This is a genomic window from Streptomyces sp. Q6, from assembly GCF_036967205.1.
GTDB classification, from domain to species: domain Bacteria; phylum Actinomycetota; class Actinomycetes; order Streptomycetales; family Streptomycetaceae; genus Streptomyces; species Streptomyces citrinus.
The window spans coordinates 2,421,080-2,443,356 of record NZ_CP146022.1; the positions used below are offsets into that span (position 1 = coordinate 2,421,080).

The 22,277-nt window shown below is 67.7% G+C and carries 22 protein-coding genes; 15 read left to right on the forward strand and 7 right to left on the reverse strand.

Annotated features, from left to right (window positions below):
- Positions 1-89: 89 nt before the first annotated feature.
- From lipB to V2W30_RS11310, 4 genes are all read left to right on the forward strand, one after another.
- Positions 90-893 carry a lipoyl(octanoyl) transferase LipB gene (gene lipB, locus V2W30_RS11295; RefSeq protein ID WP_338695846.1) on the forward strand — a complete coding sequence of 268 codons (804 nt, stop codon included), beginning with the start codon at positions 90-92 and terminating at the stop codon, positions 891-893.
- A gap of 141 nt (positions 894-1,034) precedes the next feature.
- A complete protein-coding gene (lipA, locus tag V2W30_RS11300) occupies positions 1,035-2,000 on the forward strand; it encodes a lipoyl synthase (protein WP_338695848.1) in 966 nt (321 codons plus the stop codon).
- Positions 2,001-2,234: 234 nt separating this feature from the next.
- Entirely contained in the window at positions 2,235-2,429 is a 195-nt protein-coding gene (locus tag V2W30_RS11305; protein WP_338695850.1) for a hypothetical protein, read from the forward strand.
- Positions 2,430-2,472: 43 nt separating this feature from the next.
- Positions 2,473-3,177 carry a DUF4191 domain-containing protein gene (locus V2W30_RS11310; RefSeq protein ID WP_338695851.1) on the forward strand — a complete coding sequence of 235 codons (705 nt, stop codon included), beginning with the start codon at positions 2,473-2,475 and terminating at the stop codon, positions 3,175-3,177.
- Between the two features lie 117 nt (positions 3,178-3,294).
- Here the strand turns inward: V2W30_RS11310 and V2W30_RS11315 are convergent, their stop codons facing one another.
- Positions 3,295-3,762 (reverse strand): RDD family protein, encoded by a 468-nt coding sequence (locus V2W30_RS11315; RefSeq protein WP_338695852.1) that lies wholly within the window; start codon positions 3,760-3,762, stop codon positions 3,295-3,297.
- 199 nt (positions 3,763-3,961) lie between these two features.
- Here V2W30_RS11315 and glnA point away from each other — a divergent pair, with 199 nt between their 5' ends.
- The 3 genes from glnA (at position 3,962) to V2W30_RS11330 (ending at position 7,787) form a co-directional block, all read left to right on the forward strand.
- Positions 3,962-5,371: a type I glutamate--ammonia ligase gene (glnA, locus tag V2W30_RS11320; protein ID WP_338695854.1), complete on the forward strand. Its 1,410-nt coding sequence runs from the start codon at positions 3,962-3,964 to the stop codon at positions 5,369-5,371.
- A 435-nt stretch (positions 5,372-5,806) separates the two neighbouring features.
- A complete protein-coding gene (locus V2W30_RS11325) occupies positions 5,807-7,309 on the forward strand; it encodes an RNA-directed DNA polymerase (RefSeq protein ID WP_338695855.1) in 1,503 nt (500 codons plus the stop codon).
- The gene (locus tag V2W30_RS11330; RefSeq protein ID WP_338695856.1) at positions 7,296-7,787 is read left to right on the forward strand and encodes an SLATT domain-containing protein; all 492 of its coding nucleotides are present in this window, start codon (positions 7,296-7,298) and stop codon (positions 7,785-7,787) included. The genes V2W30_RS11325 and V2W30_RS11330 overlap by 14 nt, the downstream gene beginning before the upstream one ends.
- 95 nt (positions 7,788-7,882) lie before the next feature.
- Here the strand turns inward: V2W30_RS11330 and V2W30_RS11335 are convergent, their stop codons facing one another.
- Positions 7,883-8,416, reverse strand: a complete 534-nt coding sequence (locus V2W30_RS11335) for an NUDIX domain-containing protein (RefSeq protein WP_338695857.1) — start codon at positions 8,414-8,416, stop codon at positions 7,883-7,885.
- A gap of 1 nt (position 8,417) precedes the next feature.
- Positions 8,418-9,779, reverse strand: coding sequence for a tetratricopeptide repeat protein (locus V2W30_RS11340; protein WP_338695858.1), 1,362 nt, complete (start codon positions 9,777-9,779; stop codon positions 8,418-8,420).
- A gap of 184 nt (positions 9,780-9,963) precedes the next feature.
- Between V2W30_RS11340 and V2W30_RS11345 the strand changes: the two genes are divergently transcribed.
- From V2W30_RS11345 to V2W30_RS11365, 5 genes are all read left to right on the forward strand, one after another.
- A complete protein-coding gene (locus V2W30_RS11345; protein WP_338703561.1) occupies positions 9,964-10,470 on the forward strand; it encodes a site-specific integrase in 507 nt (168 codons plus the stop codon).
- Positions 10,471-10,592: 122 nt separating this feature from the next.
- Positions 10,593-10,958 (forward strand): effector-associated constant component EACC1, encoded by a 366-nt coding sequence (locus tag V2W30_RS11350; RefSeq protein WP_338695859.1) that lies wholly within the window; start codon positions 10,593-10,595, stop codon positions 10,956-10,958.
- Positions 10,959-10,960: 2 nt separating this feature from the next.
- Complete coding sequence (locus tag V2W30_RS11355; RefSeq protein WP_338703562.1) at positions 10,961-12,112, forward strand: caspase family protein; 1,152 nt, start codon at positions 10,961-10,963, stop codon at positions 12,110-12,112.
- Positions 12,113-13,090: 978 nt separating this feature from the next.
- Positions 13,091-13,783: a DUF3800 domain-containing protein gene (locus V2W30_RS11360; protein ID WP_338695861.1), complete on the forward strand. Its 693-nt coding sequence runs from the start codon at positions 13,091-13,093 to the stop codon at positions 13,781-13,783.
- Positions 13,784-13,919: 136 nt separating this feature from the next.
- Positions 13,920-16,190, forward strand: a complete 2,271-nt coding sequence (locus V2W30_RS11365) for a hypothetical protein (RefSeq protein ID WP_338695862.1) — start codon at positions 13,920-13,922, stop codon at positions 16,188-16,190.
- A gap of 345 nt (positions 16,191-16,535) precedes the next feature.
- On the opposite strand, the gene V2W30_RS11370 is transcribed toward V2W30_RS11365, so the two are convergent.
- The 3 genes from V2W30_RS11370 to V2W30_RS11380 all read right to left on the reverse strand — a co-directional run bounded on the left by V2W30_RS11370 (position 16,536) and on the right by V2W30_RS11380 (position 19,209).
- Positions 16,536-17,240 carry a GAF and ANTAR domain-containing protein gene (locus V2W30_RS11370; protein ID WP_338695863.1) on the reverse strand — a complete coding sequence of 235 codons (705 nt, stop codon included), beginning with the start codon at positions 17,238-17,240 and terminating at the stop codon, positions 16,536-16,538.
- Between the two features lie 102 nt (positions 17,241-17,342).
- Positions 17,343-18,689 carry a DUF2252 domain-containing protein gene (locus V2W30_RS11375; protein ID WP_338695864.1) on the reverse strand — a complete coding sequence of 449 codons (1,347 nt, stop codon included), beginning with the start codon at positions 18,687-18,689 and terminating at the stop codon, positions 17,343-17,345.
- A 16-nt stretch (positions 18,690-18,705) separates the two neighbouring features.
- Positions 18,706-19,209 (reverse strand): hypothetical protein, encoded by a 504-nt coding sequence (locus tag V2W30_RS11380; protein ID WP_338695865.1) that lies wholly within the window; start codon positions 19,207-19,209, stop codon positions 18,706-18,708.
- A gap of 131 nt (positions 19,210-19,340) precedes the next feature.
- Between V2W30_RS11380 and V2W30_RS11385 the strand changes: the two genes are divergently transcribed.
- Positions 19,341-20,525: a winged helix DNA-binding domain-containing protein gene (locus V2W30_RS11385; RefSeq protein WP_425244676.1), complete on the forward strand. Its 1,185-nt coding sequence runs from the start codon at positions 19,341-19,343 to the stop codon at positions 20,523-20,525.
- A gap of 114 nt (positions 20,526-20,639) precedes the next feature.
- On the opposite strand, the gene V2W30_RS11390 is transcribed toward V2W30_RS11385, so the two are convergent.
- Entirely contained in the window at positions 20,640-20,921 is a 282-nt protein-coding gene (locus V2W30_RS11390; RefSeq protein WP_338695867.1) for a hypothetical protein, read from the reverse strand.
- A 145-nt stretch (positions 20,922-21,066) separates the two neighbouring features.
- Between V2W30_RS11390 and V2W30_RS11395 the strand changes: the two genes are divergently transcribed.
- Positions 21,067-21,462 (forward strand): arsenate reductase family protein, encoded by a 396-nt coding sequence (locus V2W30_RS11395; protein ID WP_338695868.1) that lies wholly within the window; start codon positions 21,067-21,069, stop codon positions 21,460-21,462.
- 103 nt (positions 21,463-21,565) lie between these two features.
- Positions 21,566-22,255, forward strand: a complete 690-nt coding sequence (locus tag V2W30_RS11400; protein ID WP_338695870.1) for a hypothetical protein — start codon at positions 21,566-21,568, stop codon at positions 22,253-22,255.
- Positions 22,256-22,277 lie beyond the last annotated feature (22 nt).

The following is a 22,277-nucleotide window of genomic DNA, read 5'->3' on the forward strand; positions in this document are numbered from 1 at the left end:
CGCTGACATCGCGGGCCCGCGATCCGGGCGCCGTACAGTGACTCGGCGCGCGATATGTGCACGGTGAAGGTTCTAGGGAGGCGCTTGCCGTGAGTGAGTTCCGGTTCGTCCGCATGGGGTTCGGTGCGGACATGGTCGAGTACCAGGTCGCCTGGGACGAGCAGCGCCGCGTGCACGCAGCCCGCTTCGCCGACGAGATCCCCGACACCTGCCTGCTCCTCGAACACCCGCCGGTGTACACCGCGGGCCGCCGCACCGCCCCCGAGGAGCGGCCGCTGGACGGCACCCCGGTCATCGACGTGGACCGCGGCGGCAAGATCACCTGGCACGGCCCCGGCCAGCTCGTGGGCTACCCGATCCAGAAGCTGCCGCGTCCCGTGGACGTGGTCGCGCATCTGCGCCGCCTGGAGGACGCGATGATCGCGGTCTGCGCGGACTTCGGCATCGAGGCGGCGCGGGTCGAGGGCCGCGCGGGCGTCTGGGTCCTCGGCGACCCGATCGAGACCCGCGCAGGGCTCGGCGGCCTGTCCCTCGACTTCGACCCGCGGCTCAGCAGCGAGGACGAGGAGTTCGACCACCGCCTGGTCGGCCCCGAGTACGCGCCGTCGAACGCGGGCCAGCGTCACGAGGACCGCAAGATCTGCGCCATGGGCATCCGCGTCGCCAAGGGCGTCACGATGCACGGCTTCGCGCTGAACGTGAACCCGGACACGTCGAACTTCGACAAGATCATCCCGTGCGGCATCCGCGACGCGGGCGTGACCTCGCTCTCGTACGAGCTCGGTCGCGAGGTCACGATGGACGAGGTGCTGCCGGTGGCGGAGAAGCACGTGCGGGCCGTGCTCGGGAACGCGGACCTCAAGCCCCGCGAGATCGAGAAGGCGACCGCCTAGCCCTACGGACCGTCTGAGACCACGGACGGGGAATGCTGGGAATGCTCCCCACAGGCCAGAGGTTGGCCATCCGTGAGGGCCATGAACATCACGGGCGTACCCTGAGGTACGCCGAGGAATCAAAGCTTTAGGGAGCCGGTCGTGTCCGCAGTCGCACCCGACGGACGCAAGATGCTGCGCCTGGAGGTCCGCAACAGCCAGACCCCCATCGAGCGCAAGCCCGAGTGGATCAAGACCCGGGCGAAAATGGGCCCCGAGTACACGAAGATGCAGAACCTCGTGAAGTCCGAGGGCCTGCACACCGTCTGCCAGGAGGCGGGCTGTCCCAACATCTACGAGTGCTGGGAGGACCGCGAGGCGACGTTCCTCATCGGCGGTGACCAGTGCACGCGGCGCTGCGACTTCTGCCAGATCGACACCGGCAAGCCCGAGGCCCTCGACCGCGACGAGCCGCGCCGCGTCGGCGAGTCCGTCGTCACGATGGACCTGAACTACGCCACGATCACCGGCGTCGCCCGCGACGACCTGGAGGACGGCGGCGCCTGGCTGTACGCGGAGACGGTCCGCCAGATCCACGCGCAGACCGCCGAGCGCGCCGAGGGCCGCACGAAGGTCGAGCTCCTGGCCCCCGACTTCAACGCGGTGCCGGAGCAGCTGGCCGAGGTCTTCTCGTCCCGCCCCGAGGTCTTCGCGCACAACGTCGAGACGGTCCCGCGCATCTTCAAGCGGATCCGCCCCGGCTTCCGCTACGACCGCTCGCTGAAGGTCATCACCGAGGCCCGCGAGTACGGCCTGGTGACCAAGTCGAACCTGATCCTCGGCATGGGCGAGACCCGCGAAGAGGTCTCCGAGGCGCTGCGCCAGCTGCACGAAGCGGGCTGCGAGCTGATCACCATCACGCAGTACCTGCGCCCGTCGGTGCGCCACCACCCGGTGGAGCGCTGGGTCAAGCCGAACGAGTTCGTGGAACTGAAGGACGAGGCCGAGCAGATCGGTTTCTCCGGCGTCATGTCGGGCCCGCTGGTCCGTTCCTCGTACCGCGCAGGTCGGCTCTACCAGATGGCCATCGAGAAGCGTGGCGCGTACGTCGCCTCGCAGGCTGTGTGAATTCACGCACAAGTGGCTACTGATCAGTAGTGGCTCGTACGACGCGGTCCTGACCGTCCTCGCAGATGAGGGCGAACGTCAGGGCCGCGTCAGTGTGTGAGGCGCGCGCATCAAGGCTTCATTGGTGTTTGACCGTCCGGTCACGCCCTGGTAACACCAATCAGTGACTGTGAAATCACCGCTCGCGCACACCCAGCCCAAGCCGTGATCCGCTCCCGAGGGGGGACCTCCACCATGCAGGCCGCGCCCGTACGCGCCACCGCCATTCCGACCTTCACCGACGCCCTGCGCGTCGTCGAGTCGCTGCTCATGAGCAGCGGCCAGCGCACCGCACGCCGCAACGCCTGGACCTCCGTCCTGGAGGACCGCCGCCGCGCCAAGGACCGGGTCGAGGCACAGCGTGTCCTGGAGTCCGTCGCCCGGAGCTGATGCTGCTGTTCAAGTGGCGTCTCCGGCCACGTAGACTTCAGGCATGGCGAGGAAGGAAACCGCAGCGGACGCTGCGAACCCCGGGCGACTCAAGCAGATCGCTCTGACCTACAAGATGACCCGCAAGGCCGATTCGAAGATCGGTCTTGTACTCGCGGCTGTGGGAATCGTCACCTTCGGTGTCTTCCTCGCGATCGGTTTCTTGATCGGTCACCCCATCTATCTCGGAATTCTCGGCTTCCTGCTCGCCTTCCTCGCGATGGCGATCGTCTTCGGACGCCGTGCCGAGCGGGCGGCCTTCGGGCAGATGGAGGGGCAGCCCGGCGCAGCGGCGGCCGTGCTCGACAACATCGGACGTGGCTGGACGACGACCCCCGCGGTCGCGATGAACCGCAGCCAGGACGTGGTGCACCGCGCCGTCGGCAAGGCCGGCATCGTGCTGGTGGCCGAGGGCAACCCGAACCGGGTGAAGGGCCTGCTGGCCGCCGAGAAGAAGAAGATGGCACGCATCGTGGCGGACGTCCCGGTGCACGACATCCTCGTGGGCAACGGCGAGGGCCAGGTCCCGCTCAAGAAGCTCCGCACCACCATGCTGAAGCTGTCCCGCGTGCTGACCGGCCCGCAGGTGACCGCGACCAACGACCGGCTGCGGGCGATGGGCGACCTGATGTCCAACATGCCGCTGCCGAAGGGGCCGATGCCGAAGGGCATGCGGATGCCGAAGGGTGGCGGCGGCCGCGCGAGGTGACCTCGCGACATCGCTGAACGTGAGAAGGCGCCCGGGACTCGTGTCCCGGGCGCCTTTCGTCTGTCGTGCCGCTCGTCCGCCGTCGCCCGCGCGGGTGCGGGTCGGAGCGGGTGCGGATCAGCCGCGTACCTCGACCGACTTGGCCAGCCGGTCGTGCAGGCCGCGGCCGTCCCGGTCCCAGATCAGCGCCGGGATCGCCACGCACAGCAGCAGCGTGCGGACGACGACGCGGCCGATGCCGAGGCGGCCGCCCGTCTCGGAGACGACCCGCAGTCCGAAGAGGCGCTTGCCGGGGGTGCAGCCGATGGTGCCGACCGTGAGCACGCCCAGGACCAGGAAGATGAGCAGCGCCCAGTTGCCGGTCGACTGGTCGTAGCCGTGCGTGACCAGGCCGTATGCGATCAGCATGCACAGCGCCCAGTCGACGACCAGGGCCCCGATACGCCGCCCCGGACGGGCGATCGACCCTGGCCCGGTCTCCGGGAGGCCGAGCTGTTCACCGCGGTACCCGAAGTCCGCGCCCGCGTTTTCCAGGGCCTCGCGAGGCCCTGACAGCCACGATCCCATTGCTTCCCTGTTGTCCACGCATCAACGGTACTGCGCCGCGTTCCTGAGGCCGTCCCGGCCCCTGGTCCGGTTAACTTGGGCGAAACAAATGGGTCATGCTTGAGAAATCACGTCTGCTTATGGTCGGGTCCCAGCGTGTGCCACCGCACTGGCCGCACTGTCGAGCTGTACCGAGCTGCAACCCCGCCCCTCCCCGGGTGGGAGTAGGAGGAGTTGGATGTTCCAGAACGCCGATGACGCCAAGAAGTTCATCGCGGATGAGGACGTCAAGTTCGTCGACGTCCGCTTCTGCGACCTGCCGGGTGTGATGCAGCACTTCACGGTGCCGGCTGCGGCGTTCGACCCGGCCGAGGAGCTCGCCTTCGACGGCTCCTCGATCCGCGGCTTCCAGGCCATCCACGAGTCCGACATGGCGCTCCGCGCGGACCTGTCCACCGCCCGTGTGGACCCCTTCCGCCGCGACAAGACGCTGAACGTCAACTTCTTCATCCACGACCCGATCACGGGCGAGCAGTACTCCCGCGACCCGCGCAACGTGGCCAAGAAGGCCGAGGCGTACCTGGCCTCCACCGGCATCGCCGACACCGCGTACTTCGGCCCCGAGGCCGAGTTCTACGTCTTCGACTCGGTGCGCTTCGAGACCTCGGCCAACCGCTCGCTGTACGAGATCGACTCCGAGGCCGGCGCGTGGAACACGGGCGCGGTCGAGAACAACCGCGGCTACAAGGTCCGCTACAAGGGCGGCTACTTCCCGGCCCCGCCGGTCGACCACTTCGCCGACCTGCGTGCCGAGATCTCCCTGGAGCTGGACAAGAACGGCCTCCAGGTCGAGCGCCAGCACCACGAGGTCGGCACCGCCGGCCAGGCCGAGATCAACTACAAGTTCAACACGCTGCTCGCCGCGGCCGACGACCTGATGCTCTTCAAGTACATCGTGAAGAACGTCGCCTGGCGCAACGGCAAGACCGCGACCTTCATGCCGAAGCCGATCTTCGGTGACAACGGCTCGGGCATGCACGTCCACCAGTCCCTGTGGGCCGGTGGCGAGCCGCTCTTCTACGACGAGCAGGGCTACGCGGGCCTCTCGGACACCGCCCGCTACTACATCGGCGGCATCCTCAAGCACGCCCCGTCGCTCCTCGCCTTCACGAACCCGACCGTGAACTCGTACCACCGCCTGGTCCCGGGCTTCGAGGCGCCGGTCAACATGGTGTACTCGCAGCGCAACCGCTCCGCGGCCATGCGTATCCCGATCACGGGCTCGAACCCGAAGGCCAAGCGCGTCGAGTTCCGCGCGCCGGACCCGTCGTCGAACCCGTACCTCGCGTTCTCGGCGCTGCTCATGGCGGGCCTCGACGGCGTGAAGAACAAGATCGAGCCGGCCGAGCCGATCGACAAGGACCTGTACGAGCTGGCTCCCGAGGAGCACGCGAACGTCCAGCAGGTCCCGACCTCGCTCCCCGCGGTCCTCGACGCCCTCGAGGCGGACCACGAGTACCTCCTGGCCGGCGGTGTCTTCACCCCCGACCTGATCGAGACGTGGATCGACTACAAGCGCACGAACGAGATCGCCCCGATCCAGCTCCGCCCGCACCCGCACGAGTTCGAGCTGTACTTCGACATCTAAAACGCGGGGTCGGGTGACCTTGGTCGGAGACCCGGAAACGTGATGTGACCTGCGGAAACACCTTCCAGTGTTTCCCCTTGGTGCCGCTCGTTTTCCAGGCTGTTGTGCACCGGATGTGCACCGGTCCGGCAGGTTCCTGACTGAGCGTCAGAGTCATCGGTGAGGGCTGCTTCCCTGATTGCCAGGGAAGCAGCCCTCACTGCTTCAAAGGCGTCCGCGATAGATCTACAGTCATGCCGCGTTCGCCGTTTGGCTCCCGAACCCAGAGGCGACGGAGCGCTAGCCACTCGCCCAACGTGGCGCCATCTCTGCGGCAGCTGAGACGGGCATACGCTTCATCGGTAGCAGACCGGTCACAAGGTCTCAGACCGCACGCCAGTTCACGCCCCGCCCGGATAGCATCTCCGGCGGGGCAAATTCGTTCGACGAAGGGGGATGGTGGACCTTTCCGGCAGGCTCACCAAGGCCAAAGATCTACTGATAGCGGGGGAGAGCGAATCCGAGGTGCCCGATGTCATCGGGTACCAAGACGTCCGGCATCAGTGGGAACGCGGCTACCGCGAGATGCTGGAGCGGGCCATTGCAGACGGTGCATGCGGCCCGGACAGCACCAGCATCATCGACTTCCCCAAGACGGACCTGACTGTGCGGCCCCTGGCCCGTTTCTCCACCCGAGACCGGCTTATATACGATGCCCTTGTTTTCACGGTCGCAGATGAGATCGACCGCCAGCTCCATCCTGGAGTCTCGAGCTACCGGTGGAACCACCACAAGGGCGAGCCCATCCGATGGTGGACCAACTGGACGTCATACCGAACAAAGTCGCTGCAGGCAATCCGCTCCGACACATCGCTCAGGGTCGCCTACCTCGACATCGCAGCCTTCTACGAGCACATCGACGTGGCCATCCTCGGAGACGACCTAGAAGCCCTCAGCGGCGGCCATCGCGCCGCTGGCCACATCACCAACTTCCTCAGCCGGTTTCAAACCATCAATCACGCATGGGGCCTGCCTCAGGGGCCAGACGCCTCCGGCATACTCGCCAACCTTTACCTCGCCCCCGTTGATTCCTACCTGGCCCGGAACAGCGCCAGGTTCCTTCGCTACTCCGACGACATAAAGGTCTTCCACCCCGACTGGAGTGAGCTGCGCGATCTCTTCCTCGGAGTGAACAGTCAGCTGCGCTCCCGAAGACTCTCTATTTCATCCAGCAAGACCACAATTCTTGACCCCCAAGACGCCAGGGAACGCGAAACCGACATCCGGCATGACTCCTTGGCTGGCGCCATTAAGTACGGCCGTCCGCGCGCTCGGGAGAATCTCGTGAGCTACTTCGAAAGGATCGCCAAAGAGGGAGAGTTCAACGGGAATCAGGTCCGTTTCGTTCTCGGCCAGCTCAGCCGAATCAGAGACGATCGCGCGGTCGGCTGGTGCCTGGATAATCTCATCCGCCTGCCCCACGCCATCACGCACGTTTTCAAGTACCTGAATGCGGCCAAGAGTAGAACGTTCGAAGTCGAAAGCGCCTTGGTCGATTTTCTACACTCCAGTCACAGCGCCGCCCACCCGTTGATCGAGCAGCGCGTTCTGCGCTACTTCACCGCCATGGACATCAAGGAAGAAAGAGTGAAAGAAGCCGCGTGGGCCATCCTCGGGGACCGGAACCGGGTCGACTACGCGCGTGAGTTCGCCGCCCGCTACATCGGGGAGCACGCATCTGTTGCCGAGGCTCAAATGCTCCGCCACCGCTTCGAGGGGGAAAACGACGCTGCGGTCCGACGCGCCCTACTCGTCTCACTGCACGAGGCGGGATACCTAACAACCCGCTACCGCAACGAGGTCGAAGCCTCCATCCCTGGCATGAAATGGCTCTGCAATTTCCTTGCCACTAGCCCCGCCATACGCCCGCCCCAGATTGGACCCTATGCCTACTTCTGACACGCGGTTCGAGAGCACCAGAACCGAGTTGAAGCGCATCCAAAGCAATTGCCTCTACACCGCTCAAGGATACTTCGAAGCAGCCAAGAGCGCCGAGAAGTGGGGGCGCCTTATGGTTTTCATTCCCGCCTGCGTGACCGCCATATGTAGCCTGCTGGTCGCGGTCAAGGTCGGCCCCCAATTGTTTTTCAGCGGACTCGGGGCCGTCGCCGGTGCAATCGCTGCCACCGCAGCCTTTCTAGGCTCCCCAAAGACGGCTGCTGACCATCTTGCATCCGCCCGCGCCTACACCGCCCTCAAGCATCGCGCGGATACCGAGATCAGCCTCATGAATGAAGCATCCGACCCGGCGGTCCTCGAAGCAAGAACCCGAGAGCTGAGCGCCGACTACGTACGGATCACCTCCACCGACACTCCAATGGCGAACAAGTTCTATGAGAGGGCCCGCCAGCGGATACAACAGGGTTCGGCCGAGTGACAGCACTACGCTTTAGTGATTGTCACCGGGCGGAGGGACTCACTCATGTCCACTAATAGGCGGCCCTCGCCGCCGTGCGCCACGGGCCCCTCGCTTTATCGCCAGCTATCGAGAGAGACCTGCGGTCCGCCTTCGAGATAGCAGTGAAGCGCACTGGCCGTGGTGTCGACGAACTCCTCTGGGATTGCATCGACGTCGATCCACCTCACCTGAGCATGCTTGCGGGGCTCACGGTTCTCGGGCTCACCAGACCATTCGTGCGCCGCGAACACGACGGTGAGGAAGCCGTTCGGAGCCTCAACCCCCCACGCGCCGTGGATGAGGTGGGCGACCTTCAACGCCTCAGGCTTCACGACCAGGCCGGTCTCCTCGTACAGCTCGCGCACCGCGGTCTGCGTGATCGGCTCCCCCGGTTCGCTCTTGCCGACCGGCAGATCCCACATGCCCTGGGCGAACTTGGCGTTCTCACTGCGCTGCAGCAGCACGACGCGGTTGGTGGCCTTGTCATGGACGATGACAGCCGCGACCAGCAGGGTCATGGATTCGAGGGCGGGCTTGAGAGCTTGGGGGCGGGCATCGGTCGTCGACTCAGCCACGGGGTTCCCTTCGTCGGCCTGGTTGTTGGGCATGTTAGGCGAGCGCCTCACGGGCTCGGCGAGCAAGTTCGGTCGCGCCCGGCACCTTGCGGCGCTGGTAGATCGCCAGGGGCGAGCGCAGGGACGAGATCGCCTTGCGGGTGCGGTCGGACGTCATGCCTTCCATCAGAGTCAGGGACTGGGACCACGCGGCGATTGCCTCGTCGGCGCGGGCCTGGGCGGCGAGGCTGTCGCCAAGGTCGGCGTACGTCAGGGCGTGGACGCGCTTGTACTGGACCGGGTCCCAGCGGGTGAGTGCAGCTCGGTGTTGGATCTCCGTGCCGGGGTGGTCGGCCAGATCAGTGAGGGTGCGGGCGGTGTGGCTGGCGACGGTGCCGGTCGCTGGGCCGCTGACGCGGGAGTAGCTGGGCTGCGGGCCGTCCTCGCGGAGGAGCGCGCCCTCGGCGGCGAGGAGGGCGCGGGCGGCGGAAGGCTTCTCGCCGATGGCGGCGTACGCGCGGGCGTGGGTGATGTGGAGGAGGGCTTCGGTCTGGCCATCGACGCGGCCGAGCCCTCGGGTGAGCGCGCCTTCGACGAGGTCAACGCAGTGGTGGGGTTGCTTGAGGCTGAGGGCCTGGTGGGCGAGGGCGCGCATCATCCAGGCGGCGTGGCCGTTCGGGTCGGCTTCGCAGGCGAGTTGGTAGCCGACCTGGTAGTAGCGCTGGGCGGCGCCTTCCTGGCCGAGGTCGTGGTGCTTCCAGCCTGCCAGGTAGGCGAGTTCTGCGACCGCGCCGAAGGCTGCTTGGCGTAAGGCTTCGTTCGGAAAGCGGGCGCGGAGCATGGGGGCTGCGGTGTCGGCGAGGTAGGCGGTGACGGTGGTCAGGCCGTGGCCTCCGCCGAGGCGTTCGTCGGCGGAGCTGAACGCGGTGGTGATCTGGCGTACGACGTCGACGTCCTCGGCTCCGACCAAGACTCCCCCGGTGCGGGCGCGGAGCATGCGGGAGGTCGCCTCGTGATCGTAGGCGAGCGGCATTGCGACCCCGGCGGTGGTGAATGCGGCGATCGCCAGGAAGCGCCGGCGGTCGACGTCGGCGCGGCCCAGCTCCGTTGCGGCGACGACGGGATCAGGGTTCGCGGTGGCGGTCGGCGTCTCCGTCTGGCCGCGCAGGCCGATCTCCGTGGGTGTGACTGTGCGTGCCAGACGACGGGACAGGGCTTCGGCCAGGTACTGGCCCATGCGGCCGCTCGGCTCGCGTGCGCCGTTGACCCAGTGGGAGATCGCGGACTTGTTGGTCTGGAGGACCTCGCCGTTCTCAGCGGCGATGCGGCGCACGTCCTTCGCGAGGGCGTCGAAGGTGCAGCCGCTGGCAGAGATCACGTCGCGTAGACGTGAGTTGGGCTGGTTGGGCGTTGGCACGACCTCCCCCGATCAGGAGCTGTAAACCGCGTATACCGCTTCCGCCGCCTCTCACCGTACCCACTGTGCGTGACGACCGGTTCACTAATCATCAGCCGCCCGGAACGGTTCCAAGTTCGTCAACTGGCTGCAGAAGGACAAGGTCGTCCACATCCGCCGCCAGATCACCCACGACCGCGGCACCCTGGTCTTCGCCCCACCGAAGGGTGGCACAGAGGACGACGCCAAGGACCGCTTCGTACCGGTCGGCGATGCACTGGCCGCGCTGCTCACCGAGCACATGCGCAAGCACCCGCCGGTTGAGGTCACTTTGCCGTGGATGACCAAGGACGGTGAGCCGGTGACCGTGCGCCTGGTGTTCACCACGCGCGAGCGCAAGCCGCTGAACAAGAACTACTTCAACTACCTCTGGAAGGCCGCTCTGGAGGCGATCGGCGCGATAACAGCCTTGAACGACAGGCCTGTTGGCAAGGGCCGCAAGTGGGAGGAGTGCCGCGACAAGATGATGCACGCCCTACGGCACCTCTTTGCCTCCGAGGCGATCAACGAGGGCGTCGACGTCTACACCCTCGCCGATCTCCTCGGCCATGAGGATCCTGCGTTCACGCTCCGCCGGTACGTCCACAGGGTGACCGGAGCGGTCGAAAAGGCCCGCAAGGCGATCGGCCGACGATATCGAGTCGCTGCGTAGTCCAATCTGCGTCTCATTCACCTTCCCTCGGCGAGGTTCGGCGAAGACAGCCCCCAGCGCCCGCTCATCCCCGACCATGGTTAAGGCCGCCAAGACCCGGAGCACAGTAACAGGGGGATCACATGCGCGTTGAGGTTCGCGTCGAGCCGTCGAACGACGAACTCCGTTCACTGCTCGCCTGGCTTCGTCAGGATCCTGACATCCGTCGGACCGCGACCCTGGAGATGCGCGAGCAGCCACCGCGCAAGGGCGAGATGGGGGCAGTCGCCGACGTTCTGCAGTTGATCACCGAGAACGGGTGGAACGCCGCGAACTTCACTCTGACGCTTGCTGCTTGGAAGCAGACACGGCCACGAGCCTCTCGCGTCACGGTCCGGCATAACGATCTCATCGACGCCTTGACGGACTGCAGCGATGAACAGATCGAGCGGATCACCCGGCTACTTCGGGAGGACCGGGGAGACGATCAGAGGGGCTCGGCAAGTTGAGCGTGTTTCCGGACGCCGGCGCTACAAAGGCGGTCCTGGTCGGGACGAGCACATACACCTTCCTCGAAGACCTGCCGGCCGTCTCCAACAACCTCAACTCCTTGGCCGAGGTACTCACTGGGCCCACGTCCTGGAATCTCAGCCGAGACGACTGCCACGTGCTCTCCGAGCCGACGAATGCGATTGCCGTGATGGACGCCCTGCGTGACGCCGGAGATGCAGCTAGGGACACGCTGCTTGTGTACTACGCGGGGCATGGGCTGGTCACACCAGAGGGCGAGCTCTATCTGGGGCTACCCCAATCCAGGCAGCAGCGGGTGGAGACGGGGCTTCAATACAGCTGGTTGCGGGGCGCGTTGTTGGAGGGAAGAGCGGAGCGGACTGTCGTCATACTCGACTGCTGCTACGCGGGCCTGGCCCTGGGAACAATGGGGCCCTCGGATCTGGCCGCCCAAGCCGATGTCGAGGGGACCTACCTTCTCGCCGCAGCCTCGGAGACCCGTCAGGCACTCGCCCCGCCCGGGGAGCCCCACACCGCATTCACTGGCGAGCTTCTCACGATCCTCACTACTGGTATTGCCGGAGGCCCCGAACAGCTCGACCTCGACAGCGTCTTCTTGCAGCTGAGGAAATCCCTCTCTGCGAAGGGGCATCCCGTCCCTCAAGGACGAGAACGTAACAGCAACGGCCAGCTCGCATTGGGCTGGAACCCTGCCTTCAGCCGAGCACCAGTGTCCACCAGCCACCGAGCGGGCTCCGCCGACCTCCGCGCGTGGCCAGATCCGGCAGCCATCCGCAGCGTTGAAGGGTTCATCAGCGCATTGGGGCAAGTACGCGTCACCAGTGGCCTCACCCACTCAGCAATCAGCCACCGTTCCGGCGGCCAGATCTCGACCGGAACGGTCAGCACCCTCCTCAACCGCAAGGATCTGCCCAGAACATGGCGGACAACCAGTGTCTATCTGACCGCCTGCGGGCTGCCGGACGAGCAGCTAAACGACTGGCAACTGCGCTGGGAGCAGCTGCGGTCGACTCTCACCACTACAACAGCCCCTGATGCCGAGGAGAAGCAGGCACGGAGAGAGGACACCCGCACTCCGACTACTTGGGGACGAGCTCTCCGACAGCTAACGCGACGGCGACTCCGTGACTGACTGGACCGTCCTCTTAGGTTCCGGCTTCGCCTTGTCACCGTCGTCGCCGAAGAGGGAATTCCAAGCAGCGATCAACAAAAGCACACCCACCACAACGCCCCAGAATGCCGGCTTCTTAGCCCTTCTGGATACCATCGTCGGCTTCACGTAGTGCGCTGCCCGGTAGTAGCCCTTCCTTGTCTGCGCCATGGCGTGCATACCCCCGATTCGTTGCCCAGTACATCAGCTGTGAAGTGTGGCAGAGGTCCTGTTCCGGCAACCATCAGACCGGACACGACGGCCAGATCTAGTCGGCACCTGGCGCTCGTCCGCCCCTTGCCAGCATCCCAACGACCTGAATAGCCGCTGACATCCCCGCACAACTCGTACGTACGCGCGACAGGCCCAAGGGTCAACCGCCTCAGTGTGCCATCTTTGCCACTCGGTCGAGGTCTCGCCGAGTGGAGAGCGCAGGCGCCTCATCAGCCGTTCACGCCTACAGATTCCGCGCGGACAGCCTGGCCTGCTCTACTACCAGATCAGCGACGCGCAAGCGCAACTCCTCACTTTGCCCTCAAGTGCGAGTGCACCACCAAGTTCGACCTCACTCGGATCGCCGACGGACTCCCCATTGCGTCGGAGGATCAACTTCCTTTTGGAGCAGCGGATTTGCCTGATGTACATCTCGACGGACGGTTATAGTTGCGTCGAGCGTGGTGCAAGGCAGCACCGTGGCGAACGGGTCCAGGGAATGCCCTGGAGGCCCCGAAATCCCGGAAGTTGACGGATCGGGGCTGTCGCTGGCACGGGTGGTACCTCCCATGAGGTTTGATCCCGGGTCGACGCGACAACGACGCCCGGAGCAGTGTTTGTACGACGTGGCGCGCGGCAGCAGAGCACCCCGCGCCCGCCTCCTCGAGCGTCTTCGCGAGGACAGCGGCCGGGCCCCTGGCAACGGTGTCGGGGAAATCCCATGCGTGCTCTCGGAGTTGACTGCCCATGGCCGCAGAGAACAGTGCTGCCCCCTTGCGTCTCTACTTCGTCGACGATGGCGGTGACGCCCGCACGACCGCCGTCTTCGCCTCCTTAGGAATCGATCTTCCGCACATCGACACTGCAATGCGGCACTGGCTGGACTTCCGCGCCGAACTGGCCGCCGACGCACGGCTGGAAATCCCTGCCAACTCCTCACTTCATTCGGTGAAGCTCGCCGGCACCCGCGGTCGCCACATCCACCGCTCGCGCAGCACGGATCGCGCCACGCACCAACGGCACTCACAGGAGGTCATCCTGCGCGGCCTGCGGGCCACCGCCACGATGGCCGGTGCGCGAGTTCGTGCCGTATACCGAGAGACCGATAACTACGGGCGCGACCGGCCTGCCCTTTACGCCGCCCTGCTGAGCCGGCTCAACGCAGAACTCGCCGCGTCCGGCACCCACGGGGTCGTCATCCTCGACGGTGACGGCACAGAGGGTTCCCTACGGCGAGCCCACCGGGCGCTCCCGGACGCGGGGCGGCACATCATCGGCGACCCGGTTTTCCGGCCTGCTCGCAACCTAGACCTGCTGCAGGCAGCCGACATGCTCGCGTACTCGGCCTACCAGTCCATCGCCAAGCAGCCGTCCCGCGCGTTCATGTGGCACTGGTTCGGTACCACGTTCCCCGGTGCCCATGGGCCCAGCGCCATGTGAGGAAAGCGCTACGTGGAAAGGGGCTGGGCCCCGGGCGAAGCCGGAGCCCAGCCGGGCCGGACCTGGAACCCCGAGCGAGTCGGGCCAGGACCGCACATCCAGTCTTCCACATCAACCACCAATGAGGAGGGGCGCGATGCCCACATCTGAGCCCGCCACACCCATCACCGTCTTGTGGGGTAAACAGCAGGTCGAAGTGTCAACCGTTGACAGCGAACTGCCAGGAACGTCCGTCGTGGACGACCGAATTAAGCTCGTCAAGGCAGGATTGAACACACCGCTGGCCTCGCTGCCCGAGGACGCCTGGCACGCGGTGGCCCGGGCCACCGTGACGCCCGACACCGTCGCGCTCCAGTTGCGCGAGTCACAGAGCGACCGCACCAGCCTGCTCCTTGAAGAGCACGTCGACGCAGCCACCCTGCGGTCGGTGCACACTCGGGTCTGGCTGTCTGAGCTGTTCCCCGCCATTCAGCCGCGTACGGGCCAAGAACTCCTAGCTGTCGAGGACCCTCAGATTCAAGGCATGGCCGAGGACGGGAAGCCGCAGGCGATTCTGCGCTACCGCTACCAAAGCCTCAGGCATCTCAGGGACCATGTCTGGCAGACCATCTCGGCCACCCTGCACCGAAACTCCTACGCGGAATCGATCCTTGCCAGGCGGGTGACGCGCGCCCTGATCGTGCACCCGATCATCTACGATTTCGACGACGGTACGGAGTCGGTCTGCGCCCTTGTTGCCCGCGACGGCATTACGCGTCTGGCCAGTGCATGGAAGGTTCTGGCCGGTCCCGACAGCGATCCAGAGGCGGTCGCCGACCTGGCCGTGGAAACTCTCCTTGCCCAGCATCAGCCCTCTGCGAGCGAACCCGCCAAGCCGCTCACTCGGCGCATGGCACAGGCTCGGAAGACCCGGCGCGAGGGGTTGCGCGAGGAGTTCACTAAGGAGATGGCCAAAGGCAAGACGGACGAGGCACCGACCCTGCGCGCTATCCAGATCGCCCAGACCTACCTCGTCCCAGCACAGGTAACGGTCGGTGCCCAGGCACACGAACGCGCCTCACTGAACGCTGACGATGCGTTCGACGACGCGCTGCGGTCCATCCTCGCGTCAGTCCATGTCGAGTTCAGGCCGTGGGATGACGCCGCCAAGAACGTCGAGGTCGCCAGTCGAGCGCTGAAGCGCGTCCTCCACGATCGTTCGGGCGACAGTCGGAACGGGGGTGGACTGCACGCGGTCTACGAACTGGCCGTCGGACGCCGCCGCGCGTCAGACACGCCTCAGGTGTACGGGGACGAAAGTATCCCCGGTGTTGGCTTGTGGCGTGCTGTCCTGCTGCTGCACACCCTGACCCGTCCAGTCATTTTCGAGGAGCTGAGAAGCCGGGCCAAGGAGATCAAGGGTGACCGCAGGATGACCGACAAGGGGTACGCCGGCCTGCTCGGCCCGATCATCGACCATCCCTGGCGATCCACCAAGAAGTCAGCTGCCCAGCAGGCCCGCAACGCCTGGAGCAATGGAGGCGTCCTCTTCAAGGAGGTGCTTGAGGATGGCTGGGCTCCCATGGTGACCGACGACTTCGCCACGCTGGTCGAGCCCGCACTCAAGGGCAGTCGCGATGCCCGCCTGACCCTCGCGCTAGCGGGTGGTACGGCCTTGATCGCCGACAAGCTGCTGACCAGGAACGTGGGTTCCGCTGTGAGCTTGACCCGGGCACCGGGCAAGGTCCCCTTCCGTGGAGACACACACAAGATCGTCGAAGGGTTGGCCCAGCCGGGCAACGAGCTCGGTTTCTGGACACTGGCATTGGCGGCCCAACGCTTCGAGGACAGCAGGCTGCCCCGTAACTCGGGCACCAAGCAACAGCTCGGTCTACCCAACGGCCAGGGCACCGAGGCAGAGGGCGATTACCAGCACATCGTGGTCGACCTAGAGACGCATGACCGCCTCCTCCGGGAGGGCGGCGAGCCGGTCATGCTCTTGGAGTGGGACGTCGTAGTTGCCTCAGACCAGGAGCGCGCCCGCCAGATGCTCGGGCCGTCGACCTCCACGCAGTCGGACGGAGATACCCCCGAGGGCGCGAACGCGAACGGCGGCTCAGCAGCTCCCACCCCGCTGACAGAGGGGGATGAGACAGAGGGCCTCGGCGAGGTTTCGGACTCGGTCCCGGATGCGGAGAAGCCGGTCGGGCAGCAGCTCCAGGACAAACTGCGCTCGCTCACCAACTATCTGGCTGATGCCAAGACCTGCCTCGACGAGCTGGAGACGCTCGGTCAGGCTGTGACCTTCCCACCGCTGCTCGGCACCTCCGACCGCTGGAAGGAGCTGCGCGAGACCGCCCTCCACATCCTCAACGTGATCCAGAACCACGAGGGCGACTACGACGTGGAACGGACCGAGGACCGCTAACGCATGACGGAAAGTCGCATGCCCCTCCACTGGTCAAATCGCTGCGGCACGGCAATGGTCGAGATATCTGTCATGCCGTGTTCGCGTCAGCGACTCAGAAGAGCACGACCAGAAGAGATAGTGGCACCGTGTGCACCACATGTGCACCGGCGCTGCCGTGTATCCAACAAAGTGGCAGGTCAACGCGTTTTCTGAGCTCTACTTCGACATCTAAGATCGCCGCAGGTCAGAGCGGGTTTCCGCTCGCCTGGGCCGTCTGTGGGCCGTCGGCCGTGTTCCTCCGTACCCGGAGGGACACGGCCGACGGCCTTGTGCGTGGGCGCCCGCTCGGGCTTCGAGCCGGCGTCAGAGGTCCAGGCTGCCCTCGGTGATGGCTCGGGCTACGTCTTCGACCTTGCGTTGGTGGGAGCGGGCGTAGTGGCGTAAGCGGTCGAAGGCCGTGGTCAGGGGGAGGCCGTGGCGGGCCGCGAGGATTCCTTTGGCCTGTTCGACGACCACGCGGCTGGTCAGGGCGTGTTGCAGTTGGCGGGCCAGGGTGCGGCTCCGGAAGACCTCGTGGGTCAGGACGAGAATGTGGCCGAACGTCTCGGCCAGGGAGCGGGCCACCGCCAGGGCGCGGGCGTCCAGGGGGTGGCCGGGGGCGCCGAGCAGGAGGAGGGCGCCGACCGGCTCGTCGTTCATGTGCAGGGGCAGGGACGCGAGGCGGCCGTAGCCCAGGTGGCGGGCCCGGGGGGTCCAGCGGGGCCAGCGGGTGGTGGCGAGGTCCACGTCGGCGAGGGCGCGGCCGTTCGTCGTGGCGTCGTGGGCGGGGCCTTCCTGCCACGCGACGGCGTCCGCGACCAGGGCGTGCAGGGCGCTGTCGGTGCCGGCGGTGTGCACCGGGAGGCCGTTCCCCGGCGCGTACTGGACGGCCGCGCCGCGTACGCCGGGGAGCGTGCCGCCGTTGCGCACCAGGGTGACGAGCAGGGCCTGGGTGTCGACCGGGTCGGTCGCCGCGTCCCGCGCCAACTGGACGAACAGCTCGGCGAGTTCCCGCTCCTGCAATGTCACGGTGGGACCTCTCAGCCGAACTTCGGTGGGCCCTGGACCCTATCGCCCGTGACGTCGGCGGCGGTCCGATCTTCGGCGACGGGGCGCGAAGAGCACGGTGGGTCAGGTGTCCGGCGTCGCCATCAGGAGTCCCGCGGAGATCGCCGTGCGCAGGGTGGCGTGATCCCGTGCCGTCTGGTCGGCGTAGCGCAGGGCGAAGGACGCGATCGCGCGGTCGAAGGTGTCGGCGCCGCCGAGGTACGACGCGATGGCGATGCGGTCGCCGGAGCGGGCGTGGGCGCGGGAGAGTGCGGTGCCGCACAGGCGGGCGTAGGCGAGGAGTTCGTCGGGGGGCATGCACGCGACGTCCGCCGAGCCCTTCATGTCGCGCAGCTGACGCCAGTAGAAGGCGCGGCCCTGGGGGCCCGTCATCCAGCCGAGGAAGATGTCGCCGGTCGCCTGGAGGAGGCGCTGGCCGGAGACGACGCGGTGGCCGGGGTGGATGTAGGGGCCGTGGTACGGGATGTGCTCCTCGACGACCGAGCGGGTGGCCTCCTTGATCTGGAGGAAGAGCGGGTCGTCGGCGTCGCGCCCCGCGAGCAGCACGATGAAGCAGCGGGTGCCGACGCTGCCGACGCCGACGACCTTGCGGGCGGCGTCGACGAATCGGTAGCGGTCGAGGAGGCGGCGGCGTTCCTCGGCGAGCGTGGAGCGGTAGTCGCCGAACATCTTGCGGATGGTGGCGGCGTCGGTGACGCCCGCCGGTTCCAGGAGCGGCGGGTCGTGGACGATGCGGCGGCGGCCGTCGGGGGTGGTCTCGGTGAGCTTGCCGAGGGCGTGCAGGCTGGTGCGGCGGGTGGCCTGCGCGAGGGTGTGCTCGACGCGGCGGCGGTGGCGCCCGGATCTGACCAGGGGCAGCAGGGCGTGCGCGTCGATGCGCTCGTACCAGACGGCCAGTTCGCCGAGGCCGGCCAGGCGCCGCATGTTCGTCCGGTACGCGGTGACGGACGCGCGCGCCGCGTGGTGGGCCTGCTTGTCGGAGTGGCCGTTGTCGCGCGCGGCGACGGCGATCGAGGCGGCGAGGCGTTTGACGTCCCATTCGAAGGGCCCGGGGTGCGTCTCGTCGAAGTCGTTGAGGTCGAAGACGAGCGCGCGCTCGGGTGAGGCGAACAGGCCGAAGTTCAACAGGTGCGCGTCGCCGCAGAGTTGGACGCTCAGGCCGGTGTGTGTGGTCGCGGCGAGATCGCCGGCCATGACGGCGGCGGAGCCGCGCAGGAACGCGAACGGGCTCGCCGCCATCCGCCCGTACCGGATCGGCAGCAGGTCCTGGAGCCGGTCGGTGCCCTGCCGCTCCAGGACGACGACCGGGTCGGGGCGGTCCGCGCCCGGTATCCAGGGGGCGTGCGAGGAGCGGGGGGCGTGCTTGCGGGCGCGTTTGCCCTGGGCGGCGCGTTCGGCGGGGCTGCTCATGGCGTCGCCCCGCCGATCAGTAGCGCATGGCGCGGGAGACGTCGGCGGTGACGTCTCCGTCGAGGGAGCGGTTGCTGGTGGCCTTCGCGTCCTTCGACGTGTCGGCGTCGACGTCGGAGACGGTGAGGACGACGGTGTCGAGGAGGTTGCCGCCGCTGTCGCGGAAGTCGACCTGGACCGCGAACGACTTCTGGGACGAGGCGCTGTTGGTGACGGTGACCGGGACGGTGGCGCGGCCGCCGTCCTCGCCCACGTCGCCGAGCTTCACGTCGCTCTTGGCGTCGACGCCGCCCTTGATGTCGTCGAACTTCTCCTGCGCCTTCGCGGTCGCGGACGCCACCACGTCGGAGGCCTTGGAAGCGGCCGACGAGGCGGCGGAGACCGCCTTCGACGCCGCGTCGGAGGGGCTGGTGTCGCTGTCGGAGCAGCCCGCCACACCGACGGCGAGCGCCGCGACGAGCGCGGCCGCGCCCACCGTTCGTCCTGTTCGTACGCGCCGCATGCCACCCGTGCCCGCCATCCGAAACACCTCCGCTCGACCCGCCACTGCCGGTCGCCCCAGTCAACGGTGCGCCGCCGGGGGGCCGCATGCCCAGTACGGCAAACAGGTGACGCGGCACACGGTCCGGCAGGATGTGCCGCATGGGTGGCATGAGGCACATCGGCGACGAGGAACGGCGCGTGCGGCTCGCGCTCGCGCACCGGCTGGCTCCGCGGGCGCGGGCGGGCGGCGCGGAGGAGGTGGCCCGGTCCCTGGTGGCGCTGCACGGCACGGACCCGGCCACGGTGTACCTGGCGGTGGGCGCGCGGCTCACCGATCCCGGGGCGACGGTCGCGGACGTGGAGCGCGCGCTGTACGAGGACCAAACGCTCGTACGGATGCACGGCATGCGGCACACCGTGTTCGTGTTCCCCACCGAGCTGGCGGCGACGGTGCACGCGTCGACCGGGCTCGCCGTCGCCGCGAAGGCGCGGGCCGCGCTGGTCAAGGACCTGGCCACCGGCAGCGGCGGGCGGCTCACGGCGGAGTGGCTGACGGACGTCGAGGCGTCGGCGCTCCGTGCGCTCCAGCGGCGCGGGCAGGCCACGGTGTCCGAACTCGTGCGGGACGAACCCCGGCTGCGCGAGCAGTTCACGTACGGCAGGGGGAAGAGTTACGAGGCCGAGCAGACGGTGTCGTCGCGGCTGATGCGGGTGCTGGGCGTGGAGGGGCGGGTGGTGCGCGGGCGGCCGCTCGGGTCGTGGACGTCGACGCGGTTCCGCTGGGCGGTGATGCCGCCGCATCCCGAACTCCCGGTGGCGGCGGCCCAGTCGGATCTGCTGCGGCGCTGGCTCGCGGTGTGCGGTCCCGCGACGGAGGCCGACCTGAAGTGGTGGACGGGGTGGAAGGTCACGGAGGTCCGGCGGGCGCTGGGCGCGGTGGGGGCCGTGGAGGTGTCGTTGGACGGCGGCGGGGCCGTCGGGTATGTCCTGCCGGATCAACTCGACGCGCCTGAAGGGGACTTCGAGCCCTTCGCGGCGCTGCTGCCCGGCCTCGATCCGACCGCGATGGGCTGGCAGGAGCGGGACTGGTACTGCCCGCCCGAGTTGCGCCCCGACCTGTTCGACCGGAGCGGGAACATCGGGCCGACCGTGTGGTGGGGCGGGCGGATCGTGGGCGGGTGGGGTCAGCGGGCCGACGGCGCGGTGGTGTGGCGGTTGCTGGACACCTCGGGCGGGGCGGCGGCGCGGCGGGCGGTCACGGAGGAGGCGGCCCGGCTCACGTCCTGGCTGGACGGGGTCCGGGTGACGCCGCGGTTCCGTACACCGCTGGAGCGGGAGCTGGCGGAAGGGTAGGAGCGGTTCGGACGCGTCGGCCACCGCGGGGCCGACGCGGGCCGCCGGGAGTACTCGGCGACGCACCACCGGCGGCCGGGACCTCCGGCCGCCGGGAGCGGAGCAAGGGATCCGTCAGCGGCTGTACCGCATCAGTGCCCGCACCATGTGACACGTCGTGTCCGACGGCGGATGGATGCCGACGAGCTCGGCCGTGGAGCGGATCCTTCGGTTGGTGGCCTGGTCGGGCAGGTAGACGCCGGAGTCGAGCAGGGCTATCGCGAGGCGCATCGCCTTGAGCCGGCGATTGTGCGTGATGTACCAGTCGCGGGGGCGCCCCGCGGGGAGCGCCCTCTTCTCCAGTGGGGTGTACGGCAGATCGATCAGCATCGGCGCGGCGGCAGCGGGCACAGGCATCCTCCTGTCGCGAGATCGAGAGCCCCCGAAGCTCTCGAACACTGCTTCTATTCTACTGCCGCCCACTGACAAAAGCCGCTGGCCAAGGCCCAGTTGAGGGCTCGCCAAAGGCGTCCCGCGAAGCGCCTCGCGTACCGTTGGCCCCATGGAGATCTGGATCAACCCGGCCTGTTCGAAGTGCCGCGGCGCGCTCACCCTGCTCGACGCGGAGGGCGCCGACTACACGGTGCGCCGCTACCTGGAGGACGTGCCGGACCCCGACGAGATCCGGGCCGTGCTCGACCGGCTCGGGCTCGAACCGTGGGACATCACCCGCACCCAGGAGGCCGACGCGAAGGAGCTCGGCGTGAAGGGGTGGGCGCGGGACGCGGACAGCCGCGAGCGGTGGATCGAGGCCCTCGCCGCGCACCCGAAGCTGATCCAGCGCCCCCTCATCACGGCCGACGACGGCACGGCCGTGGTGGGCCGCACCGAAGAGGCCGTACGGGACGCCCTCCAGCGGCGCGGCCCGGGAGCACCACGTACATCAACTCCCGTGTGACACACGTTACTTGAGCGACAGGTGCGGTCCTTGAGCGCGCAGGGCCGGCCACGCGTACGTAACGGCGTGCGCAGCAACGTTCGTCTCATGACAGGAGGCGCGCATGTCACGCAGGAGGACACTCGGCCCGCAGAAGCGGCTCGTCCTGACCGCGGCCGCGGCGGTGATCGCGGGCGGCGGGGCGTTCGCGCTCGCCGCGAGCAGTGACGCGGCACAGGTCGACCAGGGCGGCGCGAGCGCGGTGGTGTGCGACGGGCTCGCCACCGCGCTCGCCAACAACCAGAAGTTCATCGACGGGCAGAAGGCCGCGCCGGACGCCCAGTCGGCGGCACGGATCGCCAACCGGGAGGCGGTGATCGCCGAGATCCGGCGGAAGCAGGCGGCCTCCGGGTGCGAGACGGAGGCGACCGCCACGGCGTCCCCGGACCCGTCCGTCACCGCCGCCACCTCTCCCCCGGCCTCTCCCCCGACCTCGGCCTCCGCCTCCGCTTCGGCCCCCGCCGAGGCTCCCCCCGAGGCTTCCTCCGGCGCTTCCGCCGGGGCCGGTGAGCAGGTCTGTGTCGGATCCACCGTCACCCTCTCCGGCGAGGGCGGCGCGCCCGCCGCGTCCAGCGGTCAGTTCCCCGTCGGGACCCGGCTCAAGGTCACGAACCTGGACAACGACAAGTCCACGACCGTCGAGGTCACCTCCGCGTCCGGCTCCTGCGCGCTGCTCAACAACGCCGCCTTCGAGCAGGTCCGCGAGCCCGGCAAGTTCCTCATCCGCAACGCCCGCATCGAGAAGGTGTCATGACAGTGACGTAGGACACCCTCCT

Bases quoted from the DNA above. Each gene is read 5' to 3' on its own strand.
- V2W30_RS11305 (WP_338695850.1), top strand. From the start codon at position 2,235: ATGCAGGCCGCGCCCGTACGCGCCACCGCCATTCCGACCTTCACCGAC.
- V2W30_RS11310 (WP_338695851.1), top strand. From the start codon at position 2,473: ATGGCGAGGAAGGAAACCGCAGCGGACGCTGCGAACCCCGGGCGACTC.
- glnA (WP_338695854.1), top strand. From the start codon at position 3,962: ATGTTCCAGAACGCCGATGACGCCAAGAAGTTCATCGCGGATGAGGAC.
- V2W30_RS11325 (WP_338695855.1), top strand. From the start codon at position 5,807: ATGGTGGACCTTTCCGGCAGGCTCACCAAGGCCAAAGATCTACTGATA.
- V2W30_RS11330 (WP_338695856.1), top strand. From the start codon at position 7,296: ATGCCTACTTCTGACACGCGGTTCGAGAGCACCAGAACCGAGTTGAAG.
- V2W30_RS11335 (WP_338695857.1), bottom strand. From the start codon at position 8,416: ATGCCCAACAACCAGGCCGACGAAGGGAACCCCGTGGCTGAGTCGACG.
- V2W30_RS11350 (WP_338695859.1), top strand. From the start codon at position 10,593: ATGCGCGTTGAGGTTCGCGTCGAGCCGTCGAACGACGAACTCCGTTCA.
- V2W30_RS11360 (WP_338695861.1), top strand. From the start codon at position 13,091: ATGGCCGCAGAGAACAGTGCTGCCCCCTTGCGTCTCTACTTCGTCGAC.
- V2W30_RS11365 (WP_338695862.1), top strand. From the start codon at position 13,920: ATGCCCACATCTGAGCCCGCCACACCCATCACCGTCTTGTGGGGTAAA.
- V2W30_RS11375 (WP_338695864.1), bottom strand. From the start codon at position 18,689: ATGAGCAGCCCCGCCGAACGCGCCGCCCAGGGCAAACGCGCCCGCAAG.
- V2W30_RS11380 (WP_338695865.1), bottom strand. From the start codon at position 19,209: ATGGCGGGCACGGGTGGCATGCGGCGCGTACGAACAGGACGAACGGTG.
- V2W30_RS11385 (WP_425244676.1), top strand. From the start codon at position 19,341: ATGAGGCACATCGGCGACGAGGAACGGCGCGTGCGGCTCGCGCTCGCG.
- V2W30_RS11390 (WP_338695867.1), bottom strand. From the start codon at position 20,921: ATGCCTGTGCCCGCTGCCGCCGCGCCGATGCTGATCGATCTGCCGTAC.
- V2W30_RS11395 (WP_338695868.1), top strand. From the start codon at position 21,067: ATGGAGATCTGGATCAACCCGGCCTGTTCGAAGTGCCGCGGCGCGCTC.
- V2W30_RS11400 (WP_338695870.1), top strand. From the start codon at position 21,566: ATGTCACGCAGGAGGACACTCGGCCCGCAGAAGCGGCTCGTCCTGACC.